We start from the raw sequence: 17,240 nt of genomic DNA on the forward strand, positions 1-17,240 counted from the left end.
AACGAACGTATTCGAAATCAACCGGCTGGCGGTTGATGCCCATGACGGGAGGTGCAATCCAGCCGGCGAACTTGCCTGGCTCGGTCACACGACCCATGAGCGAGGCAACGAACGCGAAGTCGCCCGGGGTCGGCAGCCACTCGTCTTTGCGCGCGGCCCATTCGGCGTCCGTGATCACCTTGCCTTCGGGCGTGGTCTTCACACCGGCCAGCGCGCCGATCTGGCGGTTGAACGCCTTGTGCGGCGCCACCAGGCGGTGCGCAATGCCGGCTTTTTCCAGCACGCGGTTCCAGCGGCCCACACCGGCCACCGAGTCGCGGATGTAGTCGTCGCGCAGCACTTCGTTGAGCGCGTTGAGCATCGGCACGTCTTTCTCGACGATCTGGCCGTTGTGCACTTCCAGCACCTTGTAGGTCTGGCCCTTGAGCACGTGGTCGTCAGCGCGTTTGCCTTCTTCAAAGCGGCCCTTGAGACCCGAGCTGTAGAAGATGGCGGCGTTGCTCGACTGGTCGGCGCCGAACAGGTCGATGGTCACGCTGTAGTGGAAGTTCAAATAGCGCTGGACGGTGCCGATGTCGATGCAACCAGCGGCGCGAATCAACGCCGGGTCGTCGGTCTTGAGCTCGTTCATCACCTGCGCGGTGCGGGTCAACACGCGCGAGATGCCGCTCTCGCCCACGAACATGTGGTGCGCCTCTTCGGTCAGCATGAACTTGGTCGTGCGCGCCAGCGGATCGAACGCGCTTTCAGCCAGAGCGGACAACTGGAACTTGCCGTCGCGGTCGGTGAAGTAGGTGAACATGAAGAAGGCCAGCCAGTCGGGCGTCTTCTCGTTGAACGCGCCCAGGATGCGTGGGTTGTCCGCGTCGCCCGAGGTGCGCTGCAAGAGCGCGTCGGCTTCTTCACGGCCGTCGCGACCAAAGTGTTTGTGCAGCAAATACACCATGGCCCACAGGTGGCGGCCTTCTTCCACGTTGATCTGGAACAGGTTGCGCAGGTCGTACATGCTGGGCGCGGTCAGGCCCAGGTGGCGCTGCTGCTCCACCGACGCCGGCTCGGTGTCGCCCTGGGTGACGATGATGCGGCGCAGGTTGGCGCGGTGTTCACCGGGCACGTCCTGCCAGGCTTTTTCGCCCTTGTGGTCGCCAAAGTGGATTTCGCGCTCGGCATCGCCCGGGTTCAAAAAGATGCCCCAGCGGTAGTCGCGCATCTTCACGTGGCCAAACTGCGCCCAGCCCTGTGGGTCCACGCTCACGGCGGTGCGCAGGTACACCTCGTGGTCGGTCGAACCCTCGGGGCCGACGTCGTCCCACCAGTTGATGAAGTTGGGCTGCCAGCCTTCGAGCGCGCGCTGCAGGGTGCGGTCTTCGCTCAGGTTGACGTTGTTCGGGATCTTGTCGCTGTAGTTGATGCTGGACATGCGGTTCTCCTGGAGCGTTTAAGAAAAAGTGATCGGGGACGGAGGTGTCAGGTCAAGGGGTGCCGTGGAACCGGCTTTGCCGGGCCACAGGCGCCGTCCCCCTGGGGGGAAGACGCCGCAGGCGGCGCAGGGGGGCTTCATGTCACACGCGATTGAAATCAAAAGCGGCCTTGTCGCCTTTTCCGTAGACCTTCAAGGCACCTTTTTCGCCCACGGCGTTGGGGCGGATGAAGATCCAGTTCTGCCAGGCGGTGAGCCGGCCGAAGATGCGCGTGGCCATGTTTTCTTTCTGCGCAAAACGCAGGTTGGCTTCCAGGCCGGTCAGCGCGTCGGGCGACATCGAGGCGCGCTCCTCCAGTGCCATGCGCACTTCGTCGTCCCAGTCGATGTCGTCCGGTGCGGCGGTGATCAGGCCGAGCGCGAGTGCGGCGTCGGCATCCAGCGCCTGGCCGATGGCGGCCTGTGCGGCGGCCATGGGGCCGGCTTCTTCGTAAAAGCGGCGCTGCAGGCGCGACTGGTCGTTGACCATGGGCAACACACCGAAGTTGAAACCGTCGAGCTGCAGCTTGGGCGCTTTCTCGGCGTCGTCGGGCAGGGCCAGCATGTAGGCGCGGTCGGCGCAGAAGGCCAGCTCGGCAAAACAACCCACGAAGCACGAGCCCGATTCGATGAGTGCGAACAGGCTGCGCGAGGACACGTCGAGCCGCGCAAAGGTGCGGCGCATCAGACCCAGCGTTTCACGCACCAGCCAGTGGTCCTTGTTCGCGAGCATCACGGCGTCGCTGGCCAACACGGCGGCGGCATCACCCTCGGTCTTGAGCAGCCACGTGCCGATGTCGAGTTCGTTGGTGCGCAGGCACAGGATGGCGTCGTCGAGTTCGCGCGTCATCTGCAGCGGCCACCAGGCGGCACCCGCGGCTTCAATGGCGGCGCTGTCTTTTGGCTGCGCGCCGGTGGGCGCTTTCAGCGTGATGGTGGCGCTGCGTTTGGCGCGGTCGATGGCCACGTTCACATAGGCGTAGCTCAGGCCGTTGGCGCTGTCGGTGCGGGTGATGCGCGGCAGGGCCACGCCTTTGCCTGTGGCAGGGCGGTCGCTCTGCGTGGCCAGCGCGGCTGCGCGCTCCTTCACGTGGTCGGCGAACTTCTGCGGCTTGGCAATCGAGTCCACCAGGCGCCAGTCGACCGCCTTCTGGCCACGCACGCCTTCGCTGGTGGTGCAGAAGATGTCGGCCAGGTCGTGGCGCACGTGGCGCTTGTCGGTCACGCGGGTCAGGCCGCCGGTGCCGGGCAGCACGCCGAGCAAAGGCACTTCCGGCAATGAGACAGCAGACGAGCGGTCGTCGACCAGCACGATCTCGTCGCAGGCCAGCGCCAGCTCGTAGCCGCCGCCGGCGCAGGCGCCGTTGAGCGCGGCCACAAATTTGAGGCCGCTGTGTTTGGAGGAGTCTTCGATGCCGTTACGCGTTTCGTTGGTGAACTTGCAGAAGTTCACTTTCCAGGCGTGGCTGGAAACACCGAGCATGAAGATGTTGGCGCCAGAGCAGAACACGCGGTCCTTGGCGCTGGTGACGACCACGGTGCGCACCTCGGGGTGCTCGAAGCGCACGCGGTTCAGCGCGTCGTGCAGTTCAATGTCCACACCCAGGTCGTAGCTGTTGAGCTTGAGCTTGTAGCCAGGGCGGATGCCGGCGTCTTCGTTGATGTCGATGGCCAGCGTGGCCACGGCACCGTCGAACGACAGCTTCCAGTGGCGGTACTGGCTGGGCTCGGTGCGGTAGTCGACCGTGGTGGGGGCGGTGGCGACGGGTGCGGCTGCAACGGGCGCGGTGGCGATGGCGGTATCACTCATGGGGTTGTCTCCTCGGGGCTGCTGGGCTGGATAGGGGCCCGACAAACCGGCATTCAACTGCCGGCGGGAGCCCAATGACGTGAATAATAATTCACAAAGTCAAAACGGTCAATGCACTTTCATGCATGTTTTGTAACGAGGCCCAGCTGCTCGCGAACCTGGATTCGCAACGCCTGGAAAGCGTCGTCCAGGCTGTAGGCGCTGGTGTTGAAGCTCATGTCGGCCTTGGAATAGAAGGCCGAGCGGCCGGCCAGGATGCGCTTCAGATCTTCCATGGCCTCGCGGCTGGCCGCCATGGGGCGCATGTCGCCCTGCGCGGCGACGCGGCCCATGTGGTCGGCCGGATCGGCCTGCAGCCACACGGTGGTGCAGTGCGAGAGCAGCAGGTTGAAGTTGGCCGCGTCCGACACGAGGCCGCCCGGGGTGGCAATGACCACCTCGGGGTAGATCTGGATCGCTTCTTCCAGCGCGCGGCGCTCATAGCGGCGGTAGGCCGGCGTGCCGTAGAGCGAGTGGATTTCGTTGATGCTGCAGCCAGCGAACTTTTCAATCTCGCGGCTGAGTTCGATGAACGCAAAACCCAGGTCGTCGGCCAGGCGCTGGCCCAGCGTGGACTTCCCCGCGCCGCGCAGGCCGATCAATGCGATGCGCGAGCTGCGGCCGGGGTCGCCACCAGGCAAGGCACCGCCGCCCAGCAGCCCGCCGATAGCCACGCGCACACGGCGCAAATCGGCCTCGCCACGGCCTTCGAGCAGCTCGCGGATCAGCAGCCATTCGGGTGAGCTTGTGCTCACATCACCCAGCAATTCGGCGAGCGAACAATGCAGCGCCTGCGCCACCTGCAGCAGCACCAGGATGGACGCGTTGCCGGTGCCGTATTCGAGGTTGGCGAGGTGCCGCTCGGACACATCGGCCGCCACGGCCACCGCCTTGCGCGTCATGCCGCGGCGCGAGCGCAGGGTGCGAACACGCTCGCCGAGCGCCACCAGAAAAGGGTTTCGGGCCTCCTCGTCCACGGGAGCGAGGTCAGCGGGCCGGGCGGCGGCCATCACGCCGGGATCGGCAGCGTCCATGGGGTGCCTGAACTTTCAAACGGTTTCATCGGGCTCGGGAAAAACCCGCCGGGGGCTTGCCAAGCGTCGCAACATGCACTTTAATGCACATCTCGGCGCACGCAAGATAGTGCATTTATAGCGCCATTCTCCACCCGCGAACAGCCCCGGCCGCTCGCCCACCCGAATTCACCCACATGACCACCTCTCCCCTGCTCCCCAACCACCTCGGCGGCCAATGGGTCACCGGCACCGGCGCGGGCACGCCGCTGTTCGACCCGGTGCTCGGTACCGAACTGGCGCGCGTGAGCAGCGCCGGGCTCGACCTGGCCGCCGGCTTCAACTTTGCCCGCGAACAAGGCGGCGCGGCCTTGCGCGCCCTGAGCTACGTTGAACGCGCCGGCCTGCTGGGCGCCATCGTGAAAGTGCTGCAAGCCAACCGCGACGCCTACTACGAAATCGCCACCGCCAACTGCGGCACCACCACCAAAGACTCGGCGGTCGATATCGACGGCGGCATCTTCACCCTGGGCTACTACGCCAAGCAAGGCGAGGCCCTGGGCAGCGCCCACGCGCTGCTCGACGGCGAGCGCATCCGCATGGGCAAGGACCCGGTGTTCCAGACCCAGCACATGCTCACCCCCACGCGCGGCGTGGCGCTGTTCATCAACGCCTTCAACTTCCCGAGCTGGGGCCTGTGGGAGAAGGCCGCGCCCGCGCTGCTCTCGGGCGTGCCGGTGATCGTGAAACCTGCCACCGCCACCGCCTGGCTCACGCAGCGCATGGTCAAGGACGTGATCGACGCGGGCATCCTGCCGCCGGGCGCGCTGTCGGTGGTCTGCGGCTCGTCGGCCGGGCTGATGGACCAGTTGCAACCGTTCGACGTGGTCTCGTTCACCGGCTCGGCCGAGACGGCGCGCATCATCCGCAGCCACCCCGCCGTGGCCGAGCGGTCGGTGCGCTGCAACATCGAGGCCGACAGCCTCAACAGCGCCTTGCTCGACCCGGCAGCCACGCCCGAGAGCGAAGCCTTCGGCCTGCTGGTGAGCGAGGTCGTGCGCGAGATGACGGTGAAGGCCGGCCAGAAGTGCACCGCGATCCGCCGCGTGTTCGTGCCGCGCGCGCTCTATGACGCGGTGGCCCAGGCGATTGGCGCCAAGCTCGCCAAGACCTCGGTGGGCAACCCGCGCAACGAGGCGGTGCGCATGGGCTCGCTGGTGAGCCAGGAACAGAAAGCCAGCGTGCTCGAAGGCATTGCCAAGTTGCGCGCCGAGGCCGAGGTGCTGTTTGACGGCAGCAGCGCCGCGCTGGTGGACGCGGACGCGTCGGTGGCCGCCTGCGTGGCACCTGTGCTGCTGGGTTCCCGCGAGCCAGCCAAAGCCAAGCTGCTGCACGCGATGGAAGTGTTCGGCCCGGTGGCCACGCTCATGGCTTACGACAGCGTCGAACAAGCGTATGAACTGATCCGCCGCGGCGAAGGCTCGCTGGTCTGCTCGGTCTACAGCGCCGACCCCACCTTCATCGCCGCCGCCGCGCTCGAACTCGGCTCGGCCCACGGCCGCGTGCACGCCATCTCACCCGACGTGGCGGCCAGCCAGAGCGGCCACGGCAACGTGATGCCCATGTCGCTGCACGGCGGCCCCGGCCGCGCCGGCGGTGGCGAAGAACTCGGCGGCCTGCGCGCACTGGGCTTCTACCACCGCCGCAGCGCCGTGCAGGCCAGCAGCGCCGCGCTCGATGTCCTTGGAGCTTCCGCAGTAGCGATGAAACTCTGAATTCGCTCCTTCCCCCGCTGGGGGAAGGTTGGGATGGGGGCGCGCACGCCGACAATGCCACTTCATGCGTGCCCCCACCCCAGCCCTCCCCCAGAGGGGGAGGGAGTCGGTCCCACAAACCCGCTAGAGGAGACAAGCCCCATGACCACCCCCCACGTCGCCGCCCCACCCGAACGCTTCAATTTCGCACGCCACCTGCTCGCGCTCAACGCTGGCCGAGCCGGGAAGACCGCCCTGATCGACGACCAGGGCACACTGACCTACGGCCAGCTCGCCGACCAGGTGCAGCGCTTTGCCGGTGCGCTCACCGCGCTGGGCCTGCGGCGCGAAGAGCGCGTGCTGCTGCTCATGCACGACTGCAGCGACTGGGTGGTGGCCTTTCTCGGCGCGCTGCACGCCGGTGTGGTGCCGGTGGCGGTGAACACCCTGCTCACTGCGCAGGACTACGCCTACATGCTGACCAACAGCCGCGCGCAGGCGGCCATCGTGTCCGCCGCGCTGCTGCCCACACTGCAGACCGCGCTGGCCTCACAAGCCACGGAGGTGAAGCACCTGATCGTCTCGCGCGCCACCGAGCCCCTGCCCGCCGGTGCGCACAGCTTCAACGCGCTCGTTGCCAGCATTCAGCCCGCAGCAGCGGCCGACACGCACGGCGATGAACCCGCCTTCTGGCTCTTTTCCAGCGGCTCCACCGGCGCGCCCAAGGGCACGGTGCACACCCAGGCCAACCTGTACTGGACGGCCGAGCTCTATGGCAAAGCCGTGCTGGATCTGCGCGAAGACGACGTGGTGTTCTCCGCCGCCAAATTGTTCTTCGCCTACGGCCTGGGCAACGCGCTGACATTCCCGCTGAGCGTGGGCGCCAGCGTGGTGCTGATGGCCGAGCGGCCCACGCCGCAGGCCTGCTTCAAACGCTTCACGGAACAAAAACCCACGGTGTTCTACGGCGCCCCCACCGGCTACGGCGGCATGCTCGCCAGCCCCGACCTGCCCAAAAAGAGCGACGTGGCGCTGCGCCTGTGCTCCTCGGCAGGCGAGGCGCTGCCGCAAGACATCGGCCAGCGCTGGACGAATCATTTCGGCGTGGAAATCATCGATGGCATCGGCTCCACCGAGATGCTGCACGTGTTCCTCTCCAACCGCCCGGGCGACGTGCGCTACGGCACCACCGGCAAGCCCGTGCCGGGTTACGAAATCGAGCTGCGCGGCGAAGACGGCCGACCCGTGCCCGACGGCGAGATCGGCGACCTCTACATCAAGGGCCCGAGTGCAGCGCTGATGTACTGGAACAACCGCACCAAAACGCGCGACACCTTCCAGGGCGGCTGGACCAAGGCCGGCGACAAATACACGCGCGATCTCGAGGGCTACTGCACCTACGCCGGGCGCAACGACGACATGCTCAAGGTCAGCGGCATCTACGTGAGCCCGTTCGAGGTGGAAGCCACACTGGTGCAGCACCCGGCGGTGCTGGAGGCTGCGGTGATCGGAAAGACGGACGCCGACGGCCTGACCAAGACCAAGGCCTTCGTGGTGCTCAAGAACGGTGTGCAGGCCACCGAGGCCGAGCTGCAGGCGTTTGTGAAAGAAAAACTCGCGCCCTACAAGTACCCGAGGTTCATCGAGTTTCTGCCCGAACTGCCGAAGACGGCCACGGGCAAGATCCAGCGCTTTCGGCTGCGCGAGCGCGAGACACCCCAGGGCTGATGCCCGACGCCTGGATCAACCGACTTCCAGTGTGGTCAGCCCATACAGGCGCGAGAGCGCCAACTGTGGAGCAGGGCCTCGGTACATGCGGGCGGTGGGAAAGGTGGCCTCCAGACCTCGCCGCTGCGCGAGCTGTGCAGCCGCTGAGTTGCACTGGGGCACGTCGATGAAAACGGGTTGTGTTGCAGGTACCCGGGAGCACAGGGCATCGAACAGGGCCTCGGCAATGGCCGGGGTGTCGGCGCACAGCGGCGCCAGTTTGTAGCCCTCCTGGCAGACCCGAACCACCCCATAGCCCCGCAGCTCGCCGCCTTCCCACCAGCCCAATGCGTGGCTCTGGGGCATCTGGATCCACGCCTGCAAAAACGCAGGTCGCGGCGCTGGAAGGAAAGCAGTGTCGTAAGCGGTCAGCCTGTCAAACGGCACGGCGGACAACGGCACCACCCGCCAGTCTGGCGCCACCGCCGCCTCGCGCCCCCAGCCTTTCAACCGGACGTTGTACCAAGCCAGTTCGAATCCGGACTTGCGGTAGTTGTCCTGCTGCGCGACCACACCGTCCAGCCCCACCACGCAGTCCTTGACGTGCTCCAGCGAGGCACACCAGATGGCCTTGCCCAGACCGTGTCCGCGCAACAGCGGATCGACGATGTAGAAGCCCAGAAATGCGTGGTTGCCGCCGACACGGACACAGGAAATCGACGCCACCGGCCCCTCGCCCAGCCAGCCCATGAAGAACCCCCGGGGATCGACGCTGTAGAGCGGGTCCAGGTCGTGCAGTCCGGGGTTCCAGCCTTCCCGAGCGGCCCAGCGCATGGCAGTGGACAGGTGGTCACGGGTCATGCGGCGAATCTGGTAGGTTGGAAGTGGCAAGGTCATCTCCAGGGGGTAGGCTGCATCACATCCCAAACCCCAGGGCCATGCCATACCGCACCGGCAGTAATTCGACACCCGCACGGACGCAAAAAAGCCGGCGCTGGGCCGGCTCTTGCAGAAAGCGTGACGGGATCGCGCCTCAGGTTTCCTTGGAAATCTTGATGCTCGGAAACTTGCTGGAGAAGTCCTTGGCCTTGGCCGCGATCTTGATCGCCAGCTGGCGTGCCACCGATTTGTAGAGCGCTGCGATCTCGCCATCGGGGTCGGCCACCACGCTGGGCATGCCGCTGTCGGCCTGCACGCGGATGCTCATGTTCAGCGGCAGCGCGCCCAGGTAGTCCATGCCGTACTCGGTCGCCATGTTCTTGCCGCCGTCCACACCGAAGATGTGTTCGGTGTGGCCGCACTTCTCGCACACGTGCACCGCCATGTTTTCCACGATGCCCAGGATGGGCACGCCCACCTTCTCGAACATCTTGATGCCCTTGCGCGCGTCAAGCAGCGCAATGTCCTGCGGCGTGGTCACGATCACCGCGCCGGTGAGCGGCACGCGCTGGGAGAGCGTGAGCTGGATGTCGCCGGTGCCCGGGGGCATGTCGACGATCAGATAGTCGAGGTCTTTCCAGTTGGTCTGGCGCAGCAACTGCTCCAGCGCCTGGGTGGCCATGGGGCCGCGCCAGATCATGGCTTCGTCGCGGTCGATCAGAAAGCCGATCGAGATCACCTGCACGCCGTAGTTTTCCAGCGGCTCCATGGTCTGGCCGTCCGCGCTCTCGGGCCGGCCTTCCACACCCATCATCATGGGCTGGCTCGGGCCGTAGATGTCGGCGTCCAGAATGCCGACCTTCGCGCCTTCGGCAGAGAGTGCCAGCGCCAGGTTGACCGCCGTGGTGCTCTTGCCCACGCCGCCCTTGCCCGAGGCCACAGCAATGATGTTCTTCACGTTGGGCATGACCTGCACGCCGCGCTGCACCGCGTGCGCGGTGATCTTCATGGTCATGTTGACCGACACGTTCTCCACGCCCGCGACCGACTTGGCGGCGGTGATGAGGGCCTTGCGAAACGCCGGCATCTGGCTCTTGGCCGGATAACCCAGCTCGACGTCGAAGGACACGTCACCGTCCTGGGTCTGCAGATTTTTCAGCGCCTTGCTGGTGACGAAGTCGCGTCCGGTGTTCGGATCGATGACGGCTTGCAGCGCGGTCAGCAGCGCCTGGGAATCAACGGACATGGGGAACTGTCTCCAGAGGGGGTGGGGGTATCGGGTTTTGCAAACGGGCTGAAGTCTAACGCCCCACCCTGACCGGGGTCATTCACACAATCGCCATGAGGACATCCATCACGCCTCCGGCCTAAAATCGCCGGTTACCCAGAAGAAAGCCCACCCCATGAGCCAGCGACGCCTGTTCGTCACCACCGCCCTGCCCTACGCCAACGGGCATTTCCACATCGGCCACATCATGGAATACATCCAGGCCGACATCTGGGTGCGGTTCCAGCGCATGCAGGGCAACGAGGTGCACTTTGTCTGCGCCGACGACGCGCACGGAGCGCCCATCATGATCGCCGCCGGCAAGGCAGGCAAGACGCCGCAGCAGTTCGTGGCCGACATCGCCTCCGGCCGCAAGCCCTACCTCGACGGTTTCCACATCGCATTCGACAACTGGCACAGCACCGACGCGCCCGAGAACCACGAACTCGCGCAGCAGATCTACCGCGACCTCAAGGCCAACAGCCTGATCGAGACGCGCACCATCGAACAGTTCTTCGATCCCGAGAAGAACATGTTCCTGCCCGACCGCTTCATCAAGGGCGAGTGCCCCAACTGCCACGCCAAGGACCAGTACGGTGACAACTGCGAGGTCTGCAGCAAGGTCTACAGCCCCACCGACCTGATCAACCCGTACTCCGCGCTCTCGGGTGCGAAGCCCGTGCTCAAGCAGTCGGAACACTTCTTCTTCAAGCTCTCCGACCCGCGCTGCCTGGCCTTCCTGGATCAGTGGACCCAAAGCGGCGCGGTGCAGCCCGAGGTGCTCAACAAGATCAGCGAGTGGATCGAACCCGGCGAGGACGGCAAACCCAAGATGGGCGACTGGGACATCAGCCGCGACGCGCCCTACTTCGGTATCGAGATTCCCGACGCACCGGGCAAGTATTTTTATGTGTGGCTGGACGCGCCGGTGGGCTACCTCGCGTCATTGAAAAACTGGTTCGGCAAAACCGGTCGCGATTTCGACGCTTTCATGGCCGACCCGACCACCGAGCAGTTCCATTTCATCGGCAAGGACATCATCACCTTCCACACGCTGTTCTGGCCAGCCATGCTGCACTTCAGCGGTCGCAAGGTGCCCAACGCGGTGTTCGTGCACGGCTTCCTCACGGTGAACAACGGCGAGAAGATGAGCAAGAGCCGCGGCACCGGGCTCGATCCACTCAAGTACCTGAGCCTGGGCATGAACCCGGAGTGGCTGCGCTACTACCTGGCGGCCAAGCTGTCGGCGCGCAACGAAGACATCGATTTCAACCCCGACGACTTCCTGGCACGGGTCAACAGCGACCTGATCGGCAAGTACATCAACATCGCCTCGCGCGCCGCCGGCTTCATCGCCAAACGCTTCGACGGCAAGCTCGGTGAAGTGTCCGCCGACGGCGACAACCTGATCGACCACCTGCAGACCGCCGCGCCCTCGATCACCGCGCTCTACGCCGAGCGCGAGTACGGACGGGCACTGCGCGAAGTGATGCTGCTGGCCGACCGCGTGAACGCCTATGTGGACCAGAACAAACCGTGGGAACTCGCCAAGCAGGACGGCATGGACGGCCGCCTGCACGACGTGTGCACCGCCTGCATTGAAGCCTTCCGCCTGCTCACGCTCTACCTCAAGCCGGTGCTGCCTGCGCTGGCTGTGAATGTGGAGGCCTTCCTGCAGGTCCAGCCCCTGCAGTTCAGCGACGCATCGCGCCTGCTGGGCGCCGGCCACGGCATCAACGCCTACCAGCACCTGATGCAGCGCGTGGACGTGAAGCAGCTCGATGCACTGTTTGCGTTGCCGCCAGCGCCTGCGGTGGAGGCGACCGTGCCCGGTGGCGAGCCCATCGCCGACACCATCACCATCGACGACTTCGGCAAGATCGACCTGCGCATCGCGCAGATCGTCAACTGCGAAGCGGTGGAAGGGTCCACCAAGCTGCTGCGCCTGACGCTGGATGTGGGTGAAGGCAGGACGCGCAATGTGTTCAGCGGCATTGCCAGCGCCTACGCACCCGAAGACCTGGTGGGCAAGCTCACCGTGATGGTGGCCAACCTGGCGCCGCGCAAGATGAAGTTCGGCGTGAGCGAAGGCATGGTGCTGGCCGCCAGCCATGCGGACGAAACGGCAGAACCAGGCATCCACATCCTGAACCCGTGGCCGGGTGCAAAACCTGGCATGCGAGTCAGGTAATCAACGATTCCTGTCCAGGTCTGGATCGCGCATCGACATCGTGCGGATCACCCGCAGGTCCGGGTCGAACACGGCGGTGAACACCTTGGCGTCGCTCTGGTTGTTGCCGTCCATGTAGCGCCAGTCGTAATGCGTCTCGCGCTTGAGATCGTAGGTGGTGATCTTCATCGGCTTGCCCAGCATGCGGCGAACCTCTTCCATGGCCATGCCGGGCGACACCCGCGCAAAGTTGCGTTCGGTGAGCACCTGGCGCAGCGCGGCCATGCGCCCGTCCGGCCCGATGGTGATCATGTAGTTCACATGGCCCTCGGGCTGGCGGTTGTATTCGTAGATCTGCGCGCCGTCCTCGCCCTCCCACACCGCCTCGGGGGCACCGAAGCGTTCGCGCACGTCGGCCTCGGTGGAGACGCCTTCTTCCAGTTCGCTGATGTTCTTCGCATCGCACGCCGCGAGCAGCGACGCCACAGCCAGCAGGGTGACCCAGAACCCTCGGCGAACAACGCCGTTCAAACCACGCATGCGAACCACCTTCTTCGGGGTGAAAAACTCAGTGTAAGTCCGCGCTGTTCGCGGTCTTTGGCTGTCAGCTTCGTGAACCGTTGCCAAAGGTAACATGCCCCATGTTTCAAGGACTGCCACCCCTCGCACCGTTCCGTCCGCGACTGCTTAAAGACATCAAAGGCTACAACCGGGACAAGCTGACGCGCGACATGGGTGCGGGTGCCACGGTCGGCATCGTGGCCTTGCCGCTGGCCATGGCCTTTGCGATCGCCAGCGGCCTGCAACCCGAAGCCGGGCTGTGGACAGCGATCATCGCGGGCTTCCTGATCTCGGCCCTGGGCGGCACATCGGTGCAGATCGGTGGCCCGGCAGGCGCCTTCATCGTCATCGTCTACGGCATCGTCGAGCGCTACGGCGTGGCCAACCTGCTGATCTCCACCGCCAGCGCCGGGGTGCTGCTGTTCCTGCTCGGTCTGTTTCGCCTGGGCACGCTGGTGCGTTATGTGCCGGTCACGGTGGTGATCGGTTTCACCAACGGCATCGCGGTGCTGATCGCACTCTCGCAGGTGCGCGACCTGCTGGGCCTGGACATCGAAAAAATGCCGGCCAGCTTCTTCGGCCAGATCGGCGCCATCACCGGCCACATCCACAGCCTCAACCCGTTCGCGCTCGGGCTCGGAGGCCTGTGCGTGTTGGGTCTGGTGGTGTGGCCGCGCCTGTGGGCGGTGGATTCGCAGTTACGCCGCCAGCTCGAATCCATCGAAACCGTGAGCGCGCTCAAGGCCACCTCGCGCATTCCGGGCCCGGTGATCGCACTTGTCTCGCTGTCGCTGCTGGCCTGGGCACTCAGCTTGCCGGTGGAGACGGTGGGCACGCGTTTTGGTGGCATTCCGCAAGGCCTGCCGGTGTTCGAGCTGCCCGATTTTTCGTGGGAGACCGTGCGCCTGCTGGTCACGCCCACGCTCACCATCGCGCTGCTGGGCGCCATTGAGTCGCTGCTGTGCGCGCGCGTGGCCGACCAGTTGGGTGACGCGCCCAAACACGACCCCAACCAGGAACTCATGGCCCAAGGCATAGCCAATGCCGTGGTGCCCTTCTTCGGCGGCATGCCAGCCACCGGCACCATCGCGCGCACAGTGACCAACATCCGCTCGGGCGCTGCCTCGCCGGTGGCGGGCATGGTGCATGCGCTCACGCTGGCCGCCGTGGTCTTGCTCGCGGCACCACTGGCGTACCACATCCCCTTGTCGGTGCTCGCGGGCGTGCTGCTGTTCGTGGCGTGGAACATGGGCGAATGGCGCGAGTTCGCGCGGCTCAAACACTTCAGCAACCACTACCGGTTGATGATGCTGTCCACCTTTTTCGTCACCATCGTCTTTGACCTGACCGTGGCGGTGGAGCTGGGTCTGGTACTCGCGGTGGTGCTGTTTGTGCGGCGCCAGAGCGAGATCTTCCGCGCCGAGCCGGTGGCACGCACCGAGCACCAGGCCACCTACAAACTCTATGGCTCGCTGTTCTTTGGCGCCGTGGCCAAGATCGACCCCATCGTGGCCGAGGTCGAACGCTCACCCACCCCCGTCAACGTGATGCTCGACGCCAGCCACATGATCTCGCTGGACACCACCGGGCTGGACGCGCTGGAGCAGCTGCACAAGGCGGTGCACAAGCGCGGCGGGCATCTGGGCATGGTGGGGCTGCACCCGCAGCCGCGTTCGCTGATCGAACGCTCCGGCTTCGCAGCGCGGCTGAACACCTGCGAGTGACCCAAGGCTCCCCGGCCCCAGGTGCGGGCCGGTAAAATCGCGCCTTTCCCTCGCACCAGGCTCCGAACACCATGTCCCTCTTCCGCCGCCCCGACTACAAGTCCGACGCCACGTTGTTCATCGAACAACTCAAGGCCGACAAGCCCGGGCTGGAGCAGTCGCAGCGCCAGGGCCGCTCGCTCTTGTGGGACAAGGCCATCGACCGCAGCTTCCAGGCAGAGGCCAAAACCGCCCGCGTGCCGCAGCAGCCCTACGTCTACCAGACCGGCTCCGACCACAGCTGATCCCACCGCGTTCACTCAACAGCGACATGGGCAACGAGGTCCACACACTCGACGCCGCGCCCCAGGGGCTGGACGCGGTGCTGCCCACCGTGGTGGACCACGTGGCGCTGGCGCGGCTGTATGGCGAACCGCTGTTCGCCATGCCGCGCGACCTCTACATCCCGCCGGACGCGCTGCAGATCTTTCTGGAAGCGTTTGAAGGTCCGCTGGACCTGCTGCTGTACCTGATCCGCAAGCAGAACTTCAACATCCTCGACATCCCGATGGCGGCGGTGACCCGCCAGTACCTCACCTACGTGGACGAGATCCGCAACAGCAACCTGGAGCTGGCGGCCGAGTACCTGCTGATGGCAGCGATGCTGATCGAGATCAAGTCGCGCATGCTGCTGCCGCCCAAGAAGACGGCCGAAGGCGAAGAGGCCGAAGACCCGCGCGCCGAGCTGGTGCGCCGCCTGCTCGAATACGAGCAGATGAAGCTGGCCGCCCAGCGCCTGACCGAAGCCCCCCAGTACGGCCGCGATTTTTTGCGCGCGCAGGTGTACGTGGAACAAGCGCTGGCGCCGCGTTTCCCCGACGTGAGCCCCATCGACCTGCAAAGCGCCTGGCGCGACATCCTGAAACGCGCCAAGCTCGTGCAACACCACAAGATCAGCCGCGAAGAGCTCTCGGTGCGCGAGCACATGAGCATCGTGCTGCGCCGCCTGCAAGGCCGCAAGTTCGTCGAGTTCGGCGAACTGTTCGACACTGAAAAAGGCTCGCCTGTGCTCGTGGTCACCTTCATTGCCATGCTGGAGCTGGCCAAAGAGACGCTCATCGAATTGACCCAGGCCGAGGCCTTCGCCCCCATCTACGTGCGCCTCGCCTACACCCCATCCTGAACTGTCCTGCATGACCGACCTTCACCGCTTCGACGTCCTCATCATCGGCAGCGGCCTGGCCGGGCTGACCGCTGCGCTGCACCTGTCCACCACCCACCGCGTGGCCGTGGTCACCAAACGCGCCCTGCTCGACGGATCGAGCAACTGGGCACAGGGCGGCATTGCGGCGGTGCTGGCCGAGGGCGACAGCGTGGCCTCGCATGTGGAAGACACGCTGGTGGCCGGTGCCGGCCTGTGCGACCTGGAGGCCACGCAGTTCACGGTGGAGAACGCGCCTGCGGCCATCACCTGGCTGCAGGAGCTGGGCGTGCCCTTTTCGCTGGAAGCGGGCGAGCTGCACCTCACGCGCGAGGGCGGCCACAGCCACCGGCGCATCGTGCACGCAGCCGACGCCACCGGCGCTGCGGTGCAGGCCACGCTGATCGAACGCGTGCGCAACACCCCCGCCATCCAGGTCTTCGAGCACCACATGCTGGTGGACTTGATCACCGACCGCAAACTGCCCGACCACAGCACCGCCAACAGCGTTGCCGAGCGCTGTTTTGGCGCCTACGTGCTGGACACCGTGCGCGACGAGGTCGTGACCTTCAGCGCCGCCCACACCGTGCTGGCCACGGGTGGTGCGGGCAAGGTCTACCTCTACACCACCAACCCCGACACCGCCACCGGCGACGGCATCGCCGCGGGCTGGCGCGCGGGCTGCCAGGTGGGCAACATGGAATTCATCCAGTTCCACCCGACCTGCCTCTACCACCCGCACGCCAAGAGCTACCTGATCACCGAGGCCGTGCGCGGCGAAGGCGGCCTGCTCAAGCTGCCGGCGCACCTGGGCAGCCACCGCTTCATGCCCGACCACGACCCCCGCGCCGAACTGGCACCGCGCGACGTGGTGGCGCGCGCGATCGACTTCGAGATGAAAAAACACGGCCTGGACTGCGTGTACCTCGACATCTCGCACCAGAGCCCCGCGTTTCTGCAGGAGCACTTTCCCAACATCCTGGCGCGCTGCGCCGAGCTGGGCATCGACATCACGAAAGAGCCGATTCCCGTGGTGCCGGCCGCGCACTACACCTGTGGCGGCATCGTGACCGACCTCGGTGGCCGCACCGACATCGCCGGTCTGTACGCGGTGGGTGAAACCACCTGCACCGGCCTGCACGGCGCCAACCGCCTGGCCAGCAATTCGCTGGTGGAGTGCATGGTGTTTGCGCAGGGCGCAGTGAACGCGATCCGCTCGGCGACCACCACCGATGCGCCGGTCATACCGTTGTGGGACGACAGTCGCGTGACCGACGCCGACGAGCAGGTGGTGATCTCGCACAACTGGGATGAACTGCGCCGCTTCATGTGGGACTACGTGGGCATCGTGCGCACCAACAAGCGCCTGGAGCGCGCAGCGCACCGCATCTCACTGCTGCAGGCTGAAATTCACGAGTTCTATTCGCAGTTCCACGTCACGCGCGATCTGCTGGAGTTGCGCAATCTGGTACAGGTGGCCGACCTGATCGTGATGTCGGCCATGCTGCGGCACGAGAGCCGCGGGCTGCACTTCAGCCGCGACTACCCGGACATGTTGCCGGTGGCCAAGCCAACGATCCTCGTGCCGCCGGCTCGCTGAGCCAACCATCCCGTTCGCCCTGCGCCTGTCGAAGGGCTCACCCAGGTGTGGGCGAGGGCTTCGACAAGCTCAGCCCG

General features: G+C 65.6%; 13 protein-coding genes. 7 read left to right on the forward strand and 6 right to left on the reverse strand.

Annotated features, from left to right (window positions below):
• From boxB to ACN4F8_RS07235, 3 genes are all read right to left on the reverse strand, one after another.
• The coding region (boxB, locus tag ACN4F8_RS07225; RefSeq protein ID WP_419472932.1) for a benzoyl-CoA 2,3-epoxidase subunit BoxB at nucleotides 1–1,420 on the reverse strand (1,420 nt) is incomplete at its 3' end.
• Between the two features lie 142 nt (nucleotides 1,421–1,562).
• A complete protein-coding gene (gene boxC / locus ACN4F8_RS07230; protein ID WP_419472933.1) occupies nucleotides 1,563–3,269 on the reverse strand; it encodes a 2,3-epoxybenzoyl-CoA dihydrolase in 1,707 nt (568 codons plus the stop codon).
• A 119-nt stretch (nucleotides 3,270–3,388) separates the two neighbouring features.
• Nucleotides 3,389–4,318 carry a helix-turn-helix transcriptional regulator gene (locus ACN4F8_RS07235; RefSeq protein ID WP_419473007.1) on the reverse strand — a complete coding sequence of 310 codons (930 nt, stop codon included), beginning with the start codon at nucleotides 4,316–4,318 and terminating at the stop codon, nucleotides 3,389–3,391.
• Nucleotides 4,319–4,518: 200 nt separating this feature from the next.
• On the opposite strand from ACN4F8_RS07235, the gene ACN4F8_RS07240 reads away from it, so the two are divergent.
• Complete coding sequence (locus ACN4F8_RS07240; protein ID WP_419472934.1) at nucleotides 4,519–6,096, forward strand: 3,4-dehydroadipyl-CoA semialdehyde dehydrogenase; 1,578 nt, start codon at nucleotides 4,519–4,521, stop codon at nucleotides 6,094–6,096.
• A gap of 141 nt (nucleotides 6,097–6,237) precedes the next feature.
• A complete protein-coding gene (locus ACN4F8_RS07245) occupies nucleotides 6,238–7,803 on the forward strand; it encodes a benzoate-CoA ligase family protein (protein WP_419472935.1) in 1,566 nt (521 codons plus the stop codon).
• Between the two features lie 15 nt (nucleotides 7,804–7,818).
• Here ACN4F8_RS07245 and ACN4F8_RS07250 read toward each other — a convergent pair whose 3' ends face one another.
• Both ACN4F8_RS07250 and apbC read right to left on the reverse strand, forming a co-directional pair.
• Entirely contained in the window at nucleotides 7,819–8,643 is an 825-nt protein-coding gene (locus ACN4F8_RS07250; protein WP_419472936.1) for a GNAT family N-acetyltransferase, read from the reverse strand.
• A gap of 172 nt (nucleotides 8,644–8,815) precedes the next feature.
• Nucleotides 8,816–9,907 carry an iron-sulfur cluster carrier protein ApbC gene (gene apbC / locus ACN4F8_RS07255; RefSeq protein ID WP_419472937.1) on the reverse strand — a complete coding sequence of 364 codons (1,092 nt, stop codon included), beginning with the start codon at nucleotides 9,905–9,907 and terminating at the stop codon, nucleotides 8,816–8,818.
• A gap of 157 nt (nucleotides 9,908–10,064) precedes the next feature.
• On the opposite strand from apbC, the gene metG reads away from it, so the two are divergent.
• On the forward strand, nucleotides 10,065–12,119 hold the full coding sequence (gene metG / locus ACN4F8_RS07260) for a methionine--tRNA ligase (protein WP_419472938.1): 2,055 nt from the start codon (nucleotides 10,065–10,067) through the stop codon (nucleotides 12,117–12,119).
• Here the strand turns inward: metG and bamE are convergent, their stop codons facing one another.
• Entirely contained in the window at nucleotides 12,120–12,638 is a 519-nt protein-coding gene (gene bamE, locus ACN4F8_RS07265) for an outer membrane protein assembly factor BamE domain-containing protein (RefSeq protein WP_419472939.1), read from the reverse strand.
• A 101-nt stretch (nucleotides 12,639–12,739) separates the two neighbouring features.
• On the opposite strand from bamE, the gene ACN4F8_RS07270 reads away from it, so the two are divergent.
• The 4 genes from ACN4F8_RS07270 to nadB all read left to right on the forward strand — a co-directional run bounded on the left by ACN4F8_RS07270 (nucleotide 12,740) and on the right by nadB (nucleotide 17,163).
• Nucleotides 12,740–14,383 (forward strand): SulP family inorganic anion transporter, encoded by a 1,644-nt coding sequence (locus tag ACN4F8_RS07270; RefSeq protein ID WP_419472940.1) that lies wholly within the window; start codon nucleotides 12,740–12,742, stop codon nucleotides 14,381–14,383.
• A 71-nt stretch (nucleotides 14,384–14,454) separates the two neighbouring features.
• On the forward strand, nucleotides 14,455–14,667 hold the full coding sequence (locus ACN4F8_RS07275) for a DUF3460 family protein (RefSeq protein ID WP_419472941.1): 213 nt from the start codon (nucleotides 14,455–14,457) through the stop codon (nucleotides 14,665–14,667).
• Nucleotides 14,668–14,693: 26 nt separating this feature from the next.
• Nucleotides 14,694–15,545, forward strand: coding sequence for a segregation and condensation protein A (locus ACN4F8_RS07280; RefSeq protein ID WP_419472942.1), 852 nt, complete (start codon nucleotides 14,694–14,696; stop codon nucleotides 15,543–15,545).
• A 10-nt stretch (nucleotides 15,546–15,555) separates the two neighbouring features.
• Nucleotides 15,556–17,163 (forward strand): L-aspartate oxidase, encoded by a 1,608-nt coding sequence (gene nadB / locus ACN4F8_RS07285; RefSeq protein WP_419472943.1) that lies wholly within the window; start codon nucleotides 15,556–15,558, stop codon nucleotides 17,161–17,163.
• Nucleotides 17,164–17,240 lie beyond the last annotated feature (77 nt).

The organism is Hydrogenophaga sp., assembly GCF_048549895.1.
Classification (GTDB): Bacteria; Pseudomonadota; Gammaproteobacteria; order Burkholderiales; family Burkholderiaceae_C; genus Hydrogenophaga.

Excerpts from the sequence above, each read along its gene's own strand:
- boxC (WP_419472933.1), bottom strand. The coding sequence starts at position 3,269 with ATGAGTGATACCGCCATCGCCACCGCGCCCGTTGCAGCCGCACCCGTC.
- ACN4F8_RS07235 (WP_419473007.1), bottom strand. The coding sequence starts at position 4,318 with ATGGCCGCCGCCCGGCCCGCTGACCTCGCTCCCGTGGACGAGGAGGCC.
- ACN4F8_RS07240 (WP_419472934.1), top strand. The coding sequence starts at position 4,519 with ATGACCACCTCTCCCCTGCTCCCCAACCACCTCGGCGGCCAATGGGTC.
- ACN4F8_RS07245 (WP_419472935.1), top strand. The coding sequence starts at position 6,238 with ATGACCACCCCCCACGTCGCCGCCCCACCCGAACGCTTCAATTTCGCA.
- ACN4F8_RS07250 (WP_419472936.1), bottom strand. The coding sequence starts at position 8,643 with ATGACCCGTGACCACCTGTCCACTGCCATGCGCTGGGCCGCTCGGGAA.
- apbC (WP_419472937.1), bottom strand. The coding sequence starts at position 9,907 with ATGTCCGTTGATTCCCAGGCGCTGCTGACCGCGCTGCAAGCCGTCATC.
- metG (WP_419472938.1), top strand. The coding sequence starts at position 10,065 with ATGAGCCAGCGACGCCTGTTCGTCACCACCGCCCTGCCCTACGCCAAC.
- bamE (WP_419472939.1), bottom strand. The coding sequence starts at position 12,638 with ATGCGTGGTTTGAACGGCGTTGTTCGCCGAGGGTTCTGGGTCACCCTG.
- ACN4F8_RS07270 (WP_419472940.1), top strand. The coding sequence starts at position 12,740 with ATGTTTCAAGGACTGCCACCCCTCGCACCGTTCCGTCCGCGACTGCTT.
- ACN4F8_RS07275 (WP_419472941.1), top strand. The coding sequence starts at position 14,455 with ATGTCCCTCTTCCGCCGCCCCGACTACAAGTCCGACGCCACGTTGTTC.
- ACN4F8_RS07280 (WP_419472942.1), top strand. The coding sequence starts at position 14,694 with ATGGGCAACGAGGTCCACACACTCGACGCCGCGCCCCAGGGGCTGGAC.
- nadB (WP_419472943.1), top strand. The coding sequence starts at position 15,556 with ATGACCGACCTTCACCGCTTCGACGTCCTCATCATCGGCAGCGGCCTG.